Here is a 15,012-nt window from a genome sequence, read left to right on the forward strand (position 1 = left end):
CGTCCACCGGGGTGAATATGCCACCAGCGAAATGAAGGAGAAAGCCCGAAGGGTCGCGCGTTGAAGCAGGAATCCAGGTCCCAGCGACGCCCACCGCCGAACCCATCCAGGCTTTCAGGAAGCTCCCAGCGAACGTCCGAAATTGTTCCAGTAAATAGGGCCATAGTTAGGGGAGACGAGAACGAAAGGAAGTCCCATGACGGAGAACCCAGCACAGGGCGCCGCTTCGGAAAACCGCGAGCCGAACGAGCCGCGCGATCCTGCCGCCAGCACTTCGGATGCAACTCCCACACAGCAGCAGCCCGCCTGGAACTCCGATCAGCGAACGGGGTCCCAGCCCACCACGCCGATGCCGACATTCCAGCCGCCGGCTGCTGCGAAGGCCGAGGCTCAGGAACCGAACCCCAACGGCGGCCAGGAAGCCAACCGCAACCAAAATGCGGCGTCCGGGGAGCCAACTGCGTCCCACCCCCATACGAGCGCGCACCAGGGTCAGCCACAGCCGCCGTATGCAGGCCACATGTACCAAGGGGGCAGCCAGCGCCCGGACTATCCACAGCACCATCCGTTCTACGGTTCCGGTCAGAACCCAGGAACGCCCGGGCAGTCCCAGGGCGGCCAGGCTCCGGGGCCCCAGGGCCAAGCACATTTCAACAGCATCCCAGGCGGGCCATACGGAGCCCAGCAGGGACAGGGCATGCACCAGGCTCCAGGCCAGCACACAGCGGTAGCCACCAAGCGCAAGCCCGTCTTCGGCGTGGGCACCCTGGTAGCCAGCATCCTTGCGGCAGGCCTGGTGGGCGGCGGCGTCGTGGCCGGCAGCAACATGCTGTGGGATCAACCAACAACCACGTCTTCGAGCAGCGGACAGTCCAGCACGGTCATCGTCAATAACAAGGACGACGTCAACGCCATTACGGCGGCCGCTGCGAAAGCGTCGCCCAGCGTGGTGACCATCAAGGCCACCAGCGGCAACGAAGGTGGCACGGGCTCCGGCATCATCATTGACGACCAAGGCCACATCCTGACCAACACCCACGTGGTCACGCTGGACGGTGCTACGTCCAATGCAGCAATCGAGGTCCGTACCAGCGACGGCAAGGTCCTCAAGGCGACAGTGGTGGGCACCGACCCCCTGTCCGACCTCGCTGTCATCAAGGTTTCGGATGCCTCGGGACTGGTTCCTGCGACTCTGGGCGACTCTTCCAAGGTCAACGTGGGGGACACCGCAGTGGCCATCGGCGCGCCGCTCGGCCTGACGGGAACGGTGACTGACGGCATCGTTTCCACCCTCAACAGGACCATCAGCGTGGCGTCTTCCGCAGCGCCCAAGGACGGTTCGGACAACTCCCAGGGCGGTGACCAGGGCTTCCAGTTCGCTCCTCCGGGAGGCGGGCAGAGCCAGAGCACCAGCAACGAGGGGTCGATTTCCATCAACGTCATCCAGACCGATGCCGCGATCAACCCGGGCAACTCCGGTGGTGCCTTGGTGAACAGCAAGGGTGAAATCATCGGCGTCAATGTGGCCATTGCTTCGGCTGGCAGCAGCTCCGCCTCTTCGTCCAGCGGCAACATCGGTGTTGGCTTCAGCATCCCGATCAACCACGCCAAGAGGGTGGCGCAGGAAATCATCGATTCGGGCAAGGCCAGCCACGGCCAGTTCGGTGTCTCCGTCCGGGCCAAGTCCTCGACGGGAAGCGACTCTGGCTTCTCGGTTGGCGCCGAAGTTGCTTCCGTGACCAGCGGTTCCGCGGCAGCCAAGGCGGGTATCAAGGTCGGCGATGTGATCACGAAGTTCGGCGACTACGCCATCAGCGATCCCAACCAGTTGACCGCTGCCGTGCGTGAGCAGTCGGCGGGGGCAAAGGTGAAGGTCACGATCGTCCGGAACGGACAGTCGCAGGATGTCGACGTCACCCTGGATGCAGCCCAGCAATAACGGGCACCTGCGGATTCAGCCGCACCTCACGAACGAACCAACGACGGCGGGCCGCACCCCAAGAGGTGCGGCCCGCCGTCGTGCTTTACCGGCCAGTGGGCTTCCCAAGGCGACGAAACAGGCGTTAACGCCGCCATGGAATTTTGCGGGCAATATGCTTAGCTAGGGGAAGCCCACGTGTTGGGCAATTTCACGGCCACGCTTTGAAGGTTGGCCGTCCACAAGCATGGAAGGCTGCTTCGAAGACAGTGGAAGACACATTGAAGATTGTGGTCCTGGTCAAGCACGTCCCGGACGCGCAGTTCGACCGGCACATCACCGGACCAGGCAACACCACCGATCGTGACGAGAGCATCTTGTCCGAACTTGACGAGTACGCCCTGGAGGCAGCGCTGCAGCTGGCCGAAGAACGCGGCGGCGCAAAGGCGGGCAACGAGGTCATTGCCTTGAGCATGGGCCCATCCGGAGCGGTGAATGCCGTGAAGAAGTCGCTTCAAATCGGTGCCTTCTCTGGCGTCCACCTGAGCGACGAGGCCTTGGCGGGCTCAGACGCGGCCGCCACGTCGCTGGCGCTTGCCGCCGCCATCCGGCACCTGTCCGCGGACGGCCGGCCCGTTGACCTGGTTCTCACCGGCATGGCTTCCACGGACGGCGAGACGTCGCTGGTTCCGGCGCAGCTCGCTGAGCGCTTGTCCCTGCCCCAGGTGACGTTCGCCTCCAGCCTGGAGGTGAACGGCCGCACCGTGGTGGCCCGCCGCGATACCGGGCTCCACTCGGAGACCATCGAGGCACAGCTGCCCGCTGTGGTGTCCGTGACGGACCAGATCAACGAGCCGCGGTACCCGAACTTCAAGGGCATCCTGGCCGCCAAGAAGAAGAAGATCGCTTCCCTGTCGCTCGCGGACATCGGCGTCGAGGCCTCGCAGGTGGGGGCCGCGGGTTCCTGGACGGTGGTGGAATCGGCTGAGGCACGCCCGCCGCGGAGCGCCGGAACCATCATCACCGACGAAGGCGACGCCGGCATCAAGCTGGTCGACTTCCTGGCCGCACAGAAGCTGCTCTAAAGGGGACCCCAAACCATGGCAAACGCACTTGTATTCATTGACAACCCCGGAGCTGCGCTCAAGAAGAGCAGCCTGGAGCTCCTGACCCTTGCCCGGAAACTGGGGGAGACCGCCGTCGCCATCAATGGTGACGTGGCCGACGACGTCGCCGGCGCCTTGGGTGCCTACGGCGTCACCACGATCTTCCTGCCGTCGTCGGACGATCTTGGCGAGTACCTTGCCGGACCCAAGGCCGCCTACCTGGCTGCGGCAGTGGGAGCCTCCGGTGCCACCGCCGTGCTGCTTGAGAACTCGCCCGAGGCCAAGGAAATTGCCGGCCGTCTCGGCATCAAGCTCAGCGCGGGTGTCATCACGGACGTCGTGGACGTGGAAGCGGACGGCACTGCGCACAAGTCCGTCCTCGCAGGCTCCTACACCACCACGGCGAAGGCGACCACGCCTGTGTCCGTGTACTCGGTGAAGGCGAACACGGTCGAACCCGAGCCGGCGGCCGCTGCTGCAACGCCCGCCACGGCCACGGTGGAGGTACCTGGCGACGCCGCGGCAGGTTCTGCACGGATCTCGTCACGGTCGGACAAGCCTGTCAGCGGACGCCCGGAATTGAGCGAAGCCCGCATCGTGGTGGCCGGCGGCCGAGGCGTTGACGGCGACTTCGGTCCTGTCGAAGAGTTGGCTGATGCGCTCGGCGCCGCAGTCGGCGCTTCCCGCGCAGCGACCGATGCGGGCTGGATCGGCCACGACGCGCAGGTAGGCCAGACCGGTGTGACGGTCTCGCCGCAGCTTTACATTTCGGCTGGTATTTCCGGTGCCATCCAGCAAAAGGCCGGCATGCAGACGTCCAAGGTCATTGTTGCCGTCAACAAGGATGCCGAGTCTCCCGTGTTCGAGATAGCGGACTTCGGCATTATCGGGGACCTCTTCAAGGTCTTGCCGCAGGCTACGGCCGAGATCAAGAAGCGGAAAGGCTGATCCTTTGACTTCTGGCGTTTCGTCAGCACAGAGCCCGTTCAACACCTCCACGGAGCGTGTTGAGCGGGTGCTTTGTTTTACTGCCCATCCTGACGACATCGATTTTGGAGCGGCAGGGACTATCGCTGCGTGGACTGCCGCGGGAGTCCAGGTCAGCTACTGCATCATGACCGACGGCGACGCCGGTGGCTTCGATCCGGTGGACCGGGAAAGAATCATCGAGCTCCGGGCCGAAGAACAGCAGCGTGCGGCCGCGCTGGTGGGCGTGCATGACATCCACTACCTCCACGAACGTGACGGCTACCTGGAACCCACCCACGAGGTCATCAAGCAAGTGGTCAAGCTGATCCGCGAGATCCGTCCGGATATTGTGCTGACCATGCATCCGGAAAGGAACTGGGACCGGATCCAGAAGAGCCACCCGGACCACCTTGCAGCGGGAGAGGCCGTGACCCGCGCCGTCTACCCGGCCGTGGAAAACCCCTTCGCCTACCCCGAACTCGCAGAGGCCGGACTGGGGGCTTTCAAGCTGCCGTGGCTGTGGTTCATCTCCAGCCCGGAGGCCCTCGAGAATCACGCAGTAGACATCACTGAACACGTTGACGCCAAGCTGGACGCCATCAGGATCCATGCGAGCCAGCACCCGGACATCGAGGGGATGGAGCGCGTGGTCCGTGGAAACCTGCTGGCCAACGGACAACGTGCAGGGCTTCCGGAAGGACGGAGCGCGGAGAGGTTCCACGTGGTGGCGATCAACGGTTCCACCACCATCGCAGGCTTCTAGTATTGCCCTCCTGTAACCCCTGCCATATGCTTGACCTCGGTTAAATCATATTTATTTGAGGAAGGCAGACTTTGATGGCGAAGACTGCACAGCAGCCGGTCCTTGTAATCATGGGAGTTTCCGGCTCGGGAAAATCAACCGTTGCCGGGGTCCTGGCGGGAAAACTCGGATGGGACCTTGCCGAAGGTGACGATCTCCACCCCGAGGCAAACGTAGCCAAGATGCACTCCGGACAGGCACTCACGGACGAGGACCGTTGGCCTTGGCTCGAGATCATTGCCGCATGGATCCGGAAGCGCACGGAAAGCGGAACGCCGGCGATCATTACGTGCTCGGCCCTGAAGAAGAAGTACCGCGACGTGCTTCGCGGAGAAGGCGTCGTCTTTGTGTTCCTCCAAGGCAGCAAGGACAAGATCTCGGACCGCCTGGCCTCCCGCCACGGCCATTTCATGCCGCCGTCGCTCCTGGAATCCCAGTTTGAGGCTCTCGAAGAGCCCACCGAGGAGGAGAGTTACATCTCCCTGTGTGTCTCGGCGTCGCCCGCTGAGGAAGCGGAGGAAGTGATCGAACGGCTGGGGCTTCTGCCCGCCGCCAAGGGCAATGAAACGACTGCCCTATGATTGCGCTGAAGACGGCAACGCTGGTGCCCGCAGAGGTCCAGGGATGGACCGGCCACGACACACAGCTCCTGGTGGTGGCGGCCCTGGGAATTGCGCTCATCGTCGTCCTGATCGCGAAACTGAAACTGCACCCCTTCCTGGCCTTGGTGCTGGGTTCGGCCTTCGTTGGCCTTGCCTCCGGCGTTGAGCTCGGAAAGGTCATCACCAACTTCGAAGACGGCGTGGGCGGGGTCCTCAAGGAAGTGGGGCTCCTGATTGCCTTGGGCGCGATGCTCGGCAAGCTCCTGGCCGACTCCGGGGGAGCGAACCGCGTGGTGGACACGCTCATCGCCAAGGCGAGCGGCAACAAGCTGGTCTGGATGATCACCTTGGTTGCGGTCATCATCGGCCTGCCCATGTTCTTCGAGATCGGCCTGGTGCTCCTCCTCCCGGTGATCGTGCTGGTGACGCAGCGTTCACAGATGAAGCTGATGCGCATCGCCATCCCCGCCCTGGCCGGCCTGTCGGTGCTGCATGGACTCGTGCCGCCGCACCCGGGACCCCTGATCGCGATCAGTGCCGTGAAGGCCGAATTGGGGACCACCCTGGCCCTGGGCATCCTGGTGGCGATCCCCACGGTGATTATTTGTGGTCCGTTGTTCTCCCGGTTGGCTGCCCGATGGGTACCTGTGGACGCGCCCGCTGTCGCCGGCGGCATCGACACCCAACACAGTGCCGACCTCAGCGACGTCAAACGGCAGCCATCGTTCCTTGTAACGCTGCTGACCATCATCTTCCCTGTGGTCCTCATGCTGTTGAAGGCCTTGGGCGGCATCATCTGGCCGGATGCTGCCACTGCACCGGCCATCAGGATCTTCTTCGACTTCGTGGGCCAGCCCCTTGTTGCCATGACGCTGGCCGTGCTGGCGGCAATCGTCACCTTCGGGTACGCGGTGGGTTTCACGGGCAGCAAGATCACTGCCAAGCTTGGCGACAGCCTGGGACCGATCGCGGCCATCCTCCTGATCGTGGGTGCAGGTGGTGGTTTCAAGCAGACCCTGATCGGCGCGGGCGTGGGGGACGCCGTCAAGAAATGGGCCGAAGGTGCCAATATGTCCGTGTTGGTCCTGGGCTTCATCGTCGCAGTGGCGCTCCGCCTCGCCACAGGATCGGCAACAGTGGCCACCGTGACCGCCGCCGGAATCGTGGCGCCCCTGGCAGGCAGCCTTAGTCCGACGCACGCGGCCTTGTTGGCTTTGGCGATCGGTGCCGGCTCGCTGTTCCTGTCCCACGTGAACGACGCCGGCTTCTGGCTGGTCAAGGAACTCTTCGGTCTGACGGTTGGTCAAACCTTCAAGACCTGGTCCGTGATGGAGACCCTGATCTCTGTTGTGGGTTTCGGCTTCGTGATGCTGTTGTCGCTCGTTTTGTAGCGACGCCCTTCGCAACGCAGAGTACGACGGCGGCCGTCCCGTGGCTGGGACGGCCGCCGTCGGGCTTTAACGCGGGTGGACTCAGGCGGCGCCCAAGGGAACCACCACGACAGGAGCGGAGGTGGGCTCCTTGGATCCGCCCGCGGGCTCAACCGTGATGGCTACCGATGAGGCCGATGACAATCCCTTCACAACGGCAGGCTTTGAAAGGCTTTCGGCATCCATGGTGCCCTGCGAAACCGGCGCGGAACCATCCTTCGGTAGGGTCCACAACTGATAGACCTTGCCACTCGGGGCAGGAGACACACCGTTCATGAGCACCACGAACGAGTCCTTTGCCGAGGAAGCGGAGATCGTGGCGGTGCCGCCTCCGGGAACGTCCGCAGTCTTCTTCTGGACGTCCTGTGCCTGCAGGACCTGGTTGATGGGATCGTTCTGGGCAGAAACATAGGCGCCGACGCCGACGCCTGCCACCGCGATCGCGGCCGCGGCGGCAGCGCCGATGATCCATGCCCGCGCTCCTGCCATCCCGCGACGTTCCTTACGCTTGAGCCGCGCACTGGCGAGATCGGCGACGGCCGCACCTCCGGACGGCTCTCCGGCGGACGGAGCAACAGGCTCCGCAGAGGACGGCATTGCGGTTGAGGACTGCGCGATCTTGTCCATGATGGAGTCGAACAAGGCAGCGGGGGGCTCTTCCTCCGGTGCAAAGCTGACGGCCAGCGTTTCGTGTGCCTGGCGAACTCTCTCCCGGAACTCCGGGCCCTCGGGTGCGTCCCTGACGTAATCGTCGATCAGGACACGCTCTTCCTCGGTCAAGGCGTCCAAGGCGTAAATTTCGGCCAGTTCGAGGACCCGGCCCTCGGCAAGGTCGGTTGCGATGTCGTTCGCGAACATTTTGCGGATAAATCCTCCACCGGTGTTTTCACTCATCTCAGCCCACCCCCAAGCACGTCTTGAGGCGCAGGAGGCCGTCCCGGATCCGCGACTTGATGGTGGGCACGGCTGCGCCGAGCCGTTCGGCAACCTCGCGGTAGGTGAGGCCGCCGTAGTAGGCCAGTCGGACAGACTCCTGCTGGGTTTCGGTCAACGTTCCCAAGCAGCGGCCCACGGCCTCGGCTTCGAGGTTGGTTCCGGCTTCTTCGGCTACCACGTCGCGGTCGGGATCCTGGCTGGAAGCGCCGTAGCGCGCTTCCCTGTCCGTGGCTGCCTGCACGGCACGGACACGGTCGATGGCCCGGCGGTGTGCGATGGTCATCAGCCAAGCCAAGGGTGTTCCTGCGCCGCGGTCGAACTTCGCTGCGCCTTGCCAGACCTGCATGAAGACTTCCTGGGTTGCGTCTTCGCTCAGTTCGGGATCGATCAGCACCCGCCTCGCCATGCCGAAAACCCGCCTGGAGGTCAGCCGGTAAAATTCCGCGAAGGCTTGCTGGTCTCCGGCAGCGATCAGCTCAAGGAGGCCTGACAACTGCGAGTTCAGGTCGGTTGCGGGCCCAGCGGCCTCGAAGACCGGGGGGCCGGGGGTGTTGGGGGTGTCCATTACTGTCCAGCATATGTGGTCGGCTTTGAAAGCGGCAGGACGGCCCTCCGGCGTGGTGGGCGAAGTCGTGCGGTTGACCACCACAGCCACCTGTCTCTCCAACAGACTCACTTGGGCTCCTCATCCGCAATCCTTGGCCGGAATTCTCCTGCACCCGTTATTCGGCGCGGCGGCCCGCATGGATGGGTTAGATTTTGGCCCCGGCGAAGCCGTTCTGGCGCCATGCCTCAAAGACCGCGATGGAGGCTGCGTTGGCAAGGTTGAGCGAGCGAAGCGAAGGAAGCATCGGCAGCCGCACCCGTGCGGTGACATGCGGATCCTGCTTCAGCCAGGCCGGGAGGCCCACGGACTCAGGCCCGAACATCAGCACATCGCCTTCGCGGTACTCGATGTCCGTATAGGACGTTTCGCCGTCCGATGTGAAGGCAAAGACCCGGTCCGGCTGAAGGGCGTCCCAGGCGGCGTCGATATCCTTGTGGACCGTGACCACAGCGAGGTCGTGGTAGTCCAAGCCTGCGCGGCGCAGCTTGGCATCGGAGAAGTCGAAGCCGAGTGGCTCCACCAGGTGCAGTTCGGCGCCGGTGATGGCGGCGAGGCGGATGGCATTGCCGGTATTGCCTGGAATTTCTGGGGTGTGGAAGAGGATACGGAACACTGGTCCATCCTATCCAGTCCGGGGCGTGCAATCGGGTGGTGCGGGTTACTGATGCATGCCACGCAACAATCGTGCCAGCACAGGTACCACCACCGTGTTCGGCGCCGGACCGGAACTCAGGAACTGCTTGAGGCCCCGGGCCAGGCCCGCGCCGTTGACCACTTCAATGCCGGACTCCGGGGCTTTCCCATAGTGGTCGATCACTGGCTCGTGCAGGTTGCCGTCAGGGCTGTGCAGGACAACCCACCCCGTAACGTTCAATTCGGGAAAGATGTCCTGCATCTGCCGGACTATGTGGCCAAGCTGCGGCGGCGCGATGGTCCTGCCGCCATGGCGCAATGAATGGCCGTTCCAGGCGTAGGCACCCTTGGGCAGCAGCATGGATCCGACCAGTGCAAGCCGGTATCCGGACAGTACGGCGTGGTCTATGTGGCTGTTATCCGAGGGGGAACGCAGGCCGTTCACCAAGCGTGCTGCCGGAATGGCCGACAGGACCTGCCGCGAAATGAGCTGCACGGTGCGCAGTTCGCGCTGGATCCGGGCCTCCGCGCCAAAGATGCCGCGTTTGCGGGGAATCCCATGGACCTGCAAAGCGGCTTCCGCCTTGGAAATGAGGGGAACGTCATGGGGGTCATCGAACGGTGGCACGTATACGGCGGGGTCGCCGGCGGTGTTGCGCTGCTGCTGGGGGCGCCTGACACCCGCGGCAGTGGCCGGCCCGCGATCGCCGGGACCTGCGTCATGGCCGGGGACGGAGCCTCCGGTTGCCCCGGCTGCATACCGGCGGTCGTATTCCGCGCGGCGCCTCGGATCGATCAGGGTCTCGTAGGCCAAGGTCACCCGACGGAACGCTTCAGCCTCGCCGCCGTGATCGGGGTGGGCCTTCCTCGCGGCCTTGCGGTAGGCCACCTTGATTTCTTTGTCTGTCGCAGTGACGGGCACACGAAGGACTTGATAGTGCGAACTGCTGCCCTCGGCCAAGCACGGGCCCTTCTCTAGGTTCGGTTGTCCGCCCCGGGAGGGCGGTACGTGCCAGTTTATCCAGCCACTCCATGAACGTTGGCAAGGGGCCCGGTGGTTCCCGGCTGGCATAATTCCTGCTGTGAACACTCCGGCCCCGCCCAACAGCCGCAGGCCCGGAAAGCTTGCCCTCGCCATCAACCCGGCTGCTTCATTCGGCCGCCTCCCGAACGCCGGGGACCAGGCCGCCGCCTTTTTCCGCGCCGCCGGTACCGACGTCGTCGTGCTCCAGGACGTCAGCTTTGAAACCCTGCGGAAGCGAGTGAACCAAGCGGTCGATGCGGGCATCGAAGCCCTTGTCGTGGTGGGTGGGGACGGCATGGTCAATCTCGCCGTGAACGCGCTCGCCGGAACCGACGTTCCCCTGGGCATCGTCCCGGCTGGGACCGGCAACGACGTCGCCAGGTCGCTGGGACTGCCCCTCGAAGACATCGCGGCGGCGTGTCGCGTATTGCTTGACGCGTTGGGCGCGGGTGGTCGCCGGATTGACCTGGCACGGACCACGTCTGCCTCCGGGACCGCGTATTTTGCCGGGGTGCTTTCCGCAGGCTTTGATGCCGCCGTGAACGAACGAGCCAATTCCTGGCGCTGGCCCCGCGGCAGGAACCGGTACAACCTGGCCATGATCCGGGAACTGGCTTCCTTCCGGCCCATCGACTATGTGGTCACGGCGGACGGCCGGCAGTGGCACCAGCGCGCCATGTTGATGTCCGTTGCCAACGGGCAATCGATCGGAGGTGGCATGAGGATTACTCCGGACGCAGCTCCTGATGACGGCGAACTGGACCTCTTCGTGGTCAAGCCGCTATCCCGATTGGCCTTCCTGGCGGTCTTCCCCAAAGTCTTTACTGGCCGGCACACAGGACATCCGGCGGTAGAGATACAACGTGCCAAGCGCGTGCGGCTCGAGGCCACCGGGGTCCGCGCCTATGCCGATGGAGAGCGGATTGCGGAGCTGCCTGTCGAGGTTGAGGTGGTTCCGGGAGGATTGCGTGTCCTGGCCTAGCGCGTCGGTAGACTCAGATCGGGCAGGGACGGCGAGTGAGGAGCAATGGTGGTAGAGAACGTTCGACGGCGGCTGCTCGCCTTGGGGGCAGTGGCAACCACCGGTCTGCTGATGGCCGGATGCAGCGTCAACGTACCTGATCCTGCGGCTCCGAAGCCTTCACCGGCAGGGTCCACCCTGTCCACGCCCACCATCACCCCTGGCCACGATGCAGCCGCCGTGGCGGCCAAGGACCTTCCCCTCGCCGCTGGCGGAACACTGGTGCCGGGAGAACCGGTCACGTATGCCAGCAGGCTTGAGGAGGTTCCGGGATGGTCGGTGGTCCACGCGGGGCTGCAGGGTGAGAACCGTTACGCGAAAGCCGATGGCTGCGTTGCGCTGGCCAGGATCACGGTCAACCAGGGTCCATTGGTGGTTCCCGGAGACGATGTTGCCTCCACCAAGGCACTGTTCCAGTACCTCGACGCCGGGATCGATCCGGAAAAGCTGAAGGCGGCCACCCTGCGCTGGGGGCAGGACTCAGAAAAACCCCAGCGCTCCGTGGAACTTCTGGCCTTGGAGTCGGCGTCGACCGCCGGAGGAAAACCTGCCACGGTGATGGCCAGGCTGTTCAGCGGCACCGCGTCCTCTGTGTATGTCTCGATTGCCTGCCCGGATGCGTCCGCCCTGGCCAAGGCGAAGGCAGACGTCCAAGCCCAGGTGGTCATCGTTCCGCCGTCCTGACGGCTGCTGGAAGCAGCCCTTCAAATAATCAATGAGATTTGTTTTTAGAGATATCCTGTTCCCATGGGCACGACGGGTCCTTCGTGGAGCAGGAGAATCGCCGCCATCGCGGCGCTGGATGACGGCAACCGCCGGGCACTGTATGCCTATGTCCTGGATGCCGGCGGTGCGGTGGGGCGGGATGAGGCGGCTGAGGCCATGGCCCTTCCCCGCAGCACGGCGTCCTTCCACCTGGACCGCTTGGTGGAGGAAGGTGTGCTGAAGGTCGAGTTCCGGAAGGCCCCGGGCAAAGCCGGGCCCGGCTCGGGCAGGCCCGCGAAGTTCTACCTCGCTGCCATGGACGAAGTCAGCGCATCGATCCCGGAACGTCACTATGACCTGGCCGGAGATGTCCTGGCCTCTGCCGTTTCGGAATCCGTCAACGAAGGGACTCCAGTCAAGGAAGCCCTCTTGGCGGTTGCCCGCCGCAAAGGTGGCGAGGCCGGCCGGCAGGGTGATTTCCTTGGCGCGTTGACAGACATCGGATACCAGCCCACGGAAGATCAGGGTGGGTACCGTCTCCTGAACTGTCCGTTCCACCGGCTTTCGAGGAACCACCAGGACGTGGTGTGCACCATGAACGGGGCTTTCCTGAAGGGTGCTGCTGCGGCCTCGGGACAGGACCCGGACTGCGTGGTGCCGGATGAGGGTCCGGGCCATTGCTGCGCCCGCATCGCCAAGGCCGAGGCTCCTGCCCGGGCTTGAGGGCGCAGCGTCGGTAGAATTGCAGGGTGCCCGTATACCTTGACCACGCCGCAACCACCAGCATGTCGGCCGAAGCCCTTGCTGTCATGACCCGCGAATTGGCGCGGACCGGCAACCCCTCCTCGCTGCACGGCGCGGGGCGCCGCGCACGCCGAACCGTCGAGGACGCCCGCGAAACGCTGGCTGCGGCTGCGGGTGCCCACCCATCCGAGGTCATCTTCACCTCGGGCGGCACTGAGGCGGACAACCTTGCCGTCAAGGGCCTCTACTGGGCCCGGCATGACGCGGACCCGCGCCGCCGACGGATCCTGTGTTCCGCCGTCGAGCACCATGCTGTCCTTGACACCGTGGAATGGCTCGAACGCCACGAAGGCGCCGAGGTGGTGTGGCTGCCCGTCGACGGTGAAGGCATCGTCCATGTGGAAGCCGTGGAACATGAGCTGAGCCGGGATCCGGAATCAGTTGCCCTGATTACTGTCATGTGGGCGAACAACGAAGTAGGCAGTGTCCAGCCCGTCGCGGAAATCGTCGGGTTGGCCGCGCCGTATGGGGTTCCGGTGCACAGCGATGCCGTGCAGGCCTTCGGTTCCTTGCCAGTGGATTTCCGTGCGTCCGGGCTGGCAGCAATGTCCGTGTCAGGGCATAAGATCGGCGGCCCTGTGGGTGTTGGCGCGCTCTTCCTTGGACGCGCCGTGACGTTGACCCCGGTCCAACACGGCGGGGGACAGGAGCGGGACGTCCGGTCCGGAACGCTGGACACACCTGCCATAGCTGCCTTCGCGGCCGCTGCCGCCGGCGCGGTGCGGAACCTTGCCGCGGAGTCTGAGCGGCTGTCCGGCCTTCGCGACCGGTTGATTGCAGGCGTTGGAGAAGTGGTCCCGGAGGCCGTCCTTCGCGGTGCGCGAGGCGAGGGCAGGCTCCCCGGGAATGCCCATTTCACCTTCCCGGGGTGCGAGGGCGATTCCCTGTTGTTCCTTTTGGACCTGGCCGGCGTGGAATCCTCCACGGGCTCCGCATGCACGGCGGGAGTGCCCCGGCCATCCCACGTCCTCCTGGCCATGGGCCTGGAGGAAGATGAGGCGCGGGGTGCGCAGCGCTTCACGCTGGGCCACGCGTCCACCGAAGCGGATGTTGACGCCCTGCTGAAGGCGCTTCCCGAAGCCTGTGCGAGGGCGCGCCAAGCGGGCATGGCGGGGCACGAATCGAGAATCCAGACGGCCGCTACGGAAGCCCGCAACCCGGGTCGCTGAATTGCGCAAACTAGGCGCCAGGCAGGAATTCCTCCAAAGGGATGCCCGGATCGGTCAGACGATGGACATCGACGCGATGCCTGCCGGAAATCAGGGCCTTGATGGGTTTCTGCACCCGCCGCTGGTTGACGCTCATACCGGCCACCACCTGCTGGGCTCCTTGCCCTCCGTCCCTTAGCCAGAAAGCAATGTAGCTTTCGTCCTCAAGGGAGCCCCGGATCACAGGGTCCACGTTGGCGGCAAGTGAGGGAAACCCCGAATATTCCATGCTCAAGCTGAACTGGTCCGTATAGAAATAGGGCACAGCGTCCAGGACGGCGCCCTGCCCCAGCATGGACCGTGCTGCTACCTTTCCACCGTTCAAGGCGTTGGCCCAGTGCTCACTGCGGTGGTGCTCACCAGTGAAGGGGTGCAGCGAATTCGCCACGTCTCCGGCCGCAAAGACATCCGGCGCGCTGCTTCGAAGGGAGGCGTCAACCAGGATGCCATTCCGGAGTTCAAGGCCTCCGGCCTCGGCGAGTGCCGTGTCAGGAACGACGCCGACGGCGATGACGACGATGTCTGCGGGCAAGGAGATGCCTGTGTTGGTGCGGACGGATAAGACGCGGCCGTCCTGGCCCTCGATGGAGGCCGCGCTGGCCGGGAGGTGGAATACGACACCGTGGTCCTCGTGGACTTTTTGGAACCGTGCGCCCAAGTGGGCGCCAATGGCAGCGCTGAGGGGCACGTCCTCGAGCCCAAGCAGGGAGACTTCGTTGCCATAACTCCGCGCTGCGGCCGCCAACTCCATGCCAATCCATCCGGAGCCAACCATGACCACCCGTTGTCCGCCTCCTTGCAGCAATGAGCGCAAGCGGACACTGTCCTGGTACGTCCGGAAAGTCATCACGCCTTCAAGTTCATTGCCCGGCAGCTGGATATGCCGGGGCTGGGCGCCCGTGGCCAACAGGAGCGTGGCGTACTCGATGTCTTTCCCGTCCATGAGCGTTACTGTGTGCCCGGCTGCATCGAGCGCCGCTGCCGGGTGGTCCATGAGGAGCTCAACACCGTTGTCCGCGTACCAGTCCCCAGGTGTCACGTCCACGGCGTCGTCCTCCGCCTTCCCGAGGAGGAATTCCTTGGACAGGGGTGGGCGCAGGTAGGGAATCCTGCCTTCAGCGGCCACCAGAGTGACGGGACCTTCGAAGCCTTCGGTGCGCAGGGTCTTTGCCGCAGTGGCTCCGGCGAGCCCGCCGCCCACTATGACCATCCGTTCCGTTGCCATATGCATCGCCTCGTTCTAAAAC

General features: G+C 64.5%; 15 protein-coding genes. 10 read left to right on the forward strand and 5 right to left on the reverse strand.

What is annotated here, in order from left to right:
• The first annotated feature begins 196 nt into the window (after window positions 1-196).
• From ACIQTZ_RS01115 to ACIQTZ_RS01140, 6 genes are all read left to right on the forward strand, one after another.
• Window positions 197-1,939: a trypsin-like peptidase domain-containing protein gene (locus ACIQTZ_RS01115; RefSeq protein ID WP_402976763.1), complete on the forward strand. Its 1,743-nt coding sequence runs from the start codon at window positions 197-199 to the stop codon at window positions 1,937-1,939.
• A gap of 248 nt (window positions 1,940-2,187) precedes the next feature.
• Window positions 2,188-3,003: an electron transfer flavoprotein subunit beta/FixA family protein gene (locus ACIQTZ_RS01120; protein WP_400329778.1), complete on the forward strand. Its 816-nt coding sequence runs from the start codon at window positions 2,188-2,190 to the stop codon at window positions 3,001-3,003.
• Window positions 3,004-3,018: 15 nt separating this feature from the next.
• Window positions 3,019-3,972, forward strand: coding sequence for an electron transfer flavoprotein subunit alpha/FixB family protein (locus ACIQTZ_RS01125; protein ID WP_402976766.1), 954 nt, complete (start codon window positions 3,019-3,021; stop codon window positions 3,970-3,972).
• A 4-nt stretch (window positions 3,973-3,976) separates the two neighbouring features.
• On the forward strand, window positions 3,977-4,756 hold the full coding sequence (locus tag ACIQTZ_RS01130; RefSeq protein ID WP_400329783.1) for a PIG-L deacetylase family protein: 780 nt from the start codon (window positions 3,977-3,979) through the stop codon (window positions 4,754-4,756).
• A 74-nt stretch (window positions 4,757-4,830) separates the two neighbouring features.
• Window positions 4,831-5,376, forward strand: a complete 546-nt coding sequence (locus tag ACIQTZ_RS01135) for a gluconokinase (protein WP_402976769.1) — start codon at window positions 4,831-4,833, stop codon at window positions 5,374-5,376.
• Window positions 5,373-6,788 (forward strand): gluconate:H+ symporter, encoded by a 1,416-nt coding sequence (locus ACIQTZ_RS01140; RefSeq protein ID WP_402976772.1) that lies wholly within the window; start codon window positions 5,373-5,375, stop codon window positions 6,786-6,788. The genes ACIQTZ_RS01135 and ACIQTZ_RS01140 overlap by 4 nt, the downstream gene beginning before the upstream one ends.
• A gap of 81 nt (window positions 6,789-6,869) precedes the next feature.
• Here the strand turns inward: ACIQTZ_RS01140 and ACIQTZ_RS01145 are convergent, their stop codons facing one another.
• The 4 genes from ACIQTZ_RS01145 to ACIQTZ_RS01160 all read right to left on the reverse strand — a co-directional run bounded on the left by ACIQTZ_RS01145 (window position 6,870) and on the right by ACIQTZ_RS01160 (window position 9,964).
• Window positions 6,870-7,721 carry an anti-sigma factor domain-containing protein gene (locus tag ACIQTZ_RS01145; protein ID WP_400329791.1) on the reverse strand — a complete coding sequence of 284 codons (852 nt, stop codon included), beginning with the start codon at window positions 7,719-7,721 and terminating at the stop codon, window positions 6,870-6,872.
• Window position 7,722: 1 nt separating this feature from the next.
• Entirely contained in the window at window positions 7,723-8,328 is a 606-nt protein-coding gene (sigK, locus tag ACIQTZ_RS01150; protein ID WP_400329794.1) for an ECF RNA polymerase sigma factor SigK, read from the reverse strand.
• 187 nt (window positions 8,329-8,515) lie between these two features.
• Window positions 8,516-8,983 (reverse strand): tRNA (cytidine(34)-2'-O)-methyltransferase, encoded by a 468-nt coding sequence (locus ACIQTZ_RS01155; RefSeq protein WP_397322269.1) that lies wholly within the window; start codon window positions 8,981-8,983, stop codon window positions 8,516-8,518.
• 45 nt (window positions 8,984-9,028) lie between these two features.
• Complete coding sequence (locus ACIQTZ_RS01160; protein WP_402943647.1) at window positions 9,029-9,964, reverse strand: J domain-containing protein; 936 nt, start codon at window positions 9,962-9,964, stop codon at window positions 9,029-9,031.
• A gap of 121 nt (window positions 9,965-10,085) precedes the next feature.
• Between ACIQTZ_RS01160 and ACIQTZ_RS01165 the strand changes: the two genes are divergently transcribed.
• The 4 genes from ACIQTZ_RS01165 to ACIQTZ_RS01180 all read left to right on the forward strand — a co-directional run bounded on the left by ACIQTZ_RS01165 (window position 10,086) and on the right by ACIQTZ_RS01180 (window position 13,726).
• Window positions 10,086-11,009 carry a diacylglycerol/lipid kinase family protein gene (locus ACIQTZ_RS01165; protein ID WP_402976775.1) on the forward strand — a complete coding sequence of 308 codons (924 nt, stop codon included), beginning with the start codon at window positions 10,086-10,088 and terminating at the stop codon, window positions 11,007-11,009.
• 45 nt (window positions 11,010-11,054) lie between these two features.
• A complete protein-coding gene (locus ACIQTZ_RS01170) occupies window positions 11,055-11,732 on the forward strand; it encodes a hypothetical protein (RefSeq protein ID WP_402976778.1) in 678 nt (225 codons plus the stop codon).
• 63 nt (window positions 11,733-11,795) lie between these two features.
• Window positions 11,796-12,476 carry a helix-turn-helix transcriptional regulator gene (locus tag ACIQTZ_RS01175; RefSeq protein ID WP_402976781.1) on the forward strand — a complete coding sequence of 227 codons (681 nt, stop codon included), beginning with the start codon at window positions 11,796-11,798 and terminating at the stop codon, window positions 12,474-12,476.
• Window positions 12,477-12,502: 26 nt separating this feature from the next.
• Complete coding sequence (locus ACIQTZ_RS01180) at window positions 12,503-13,726, forward strand: cysteine desulfurase family protein (protein ID WP_402943635.1); 1,224 nt, start codon at window positions 12,503-12,505, stop codon at window positions 13,724-13,726.
• Between the two features lie 10 nt (window positions 13,727-13,736).
• On the opposite strand, the gene ACIQTZ_RS01185 is transcribed toward ACIQTZ_RS01180, so the two are convergent.
• Window positions 13,737-14,990, reverse strand: a complete 1,254-nt coding sequence (locus ACIQTZ_RS01185) for an NAD(P)/FAD-dependent oxidoreductase (RefSeq protein WP_402976784.1) — start codon at window positions 14,988-14,990, stop codon at window positions 13,737-13,739.
• Window positions 14,991-15,012 lie beyond the last annotated feature (22 nt).

This window comes from Paenarthrobacter sp. NPDC090520, from assembly GCF_044769205.1.
In the GTDB taxonomy this organism is placed as follows: domain Bacteria; phylum Actinomycetota; class Actinomycetes; order Actinomycetales; family Micrococcaceae; genus Arthrobacter.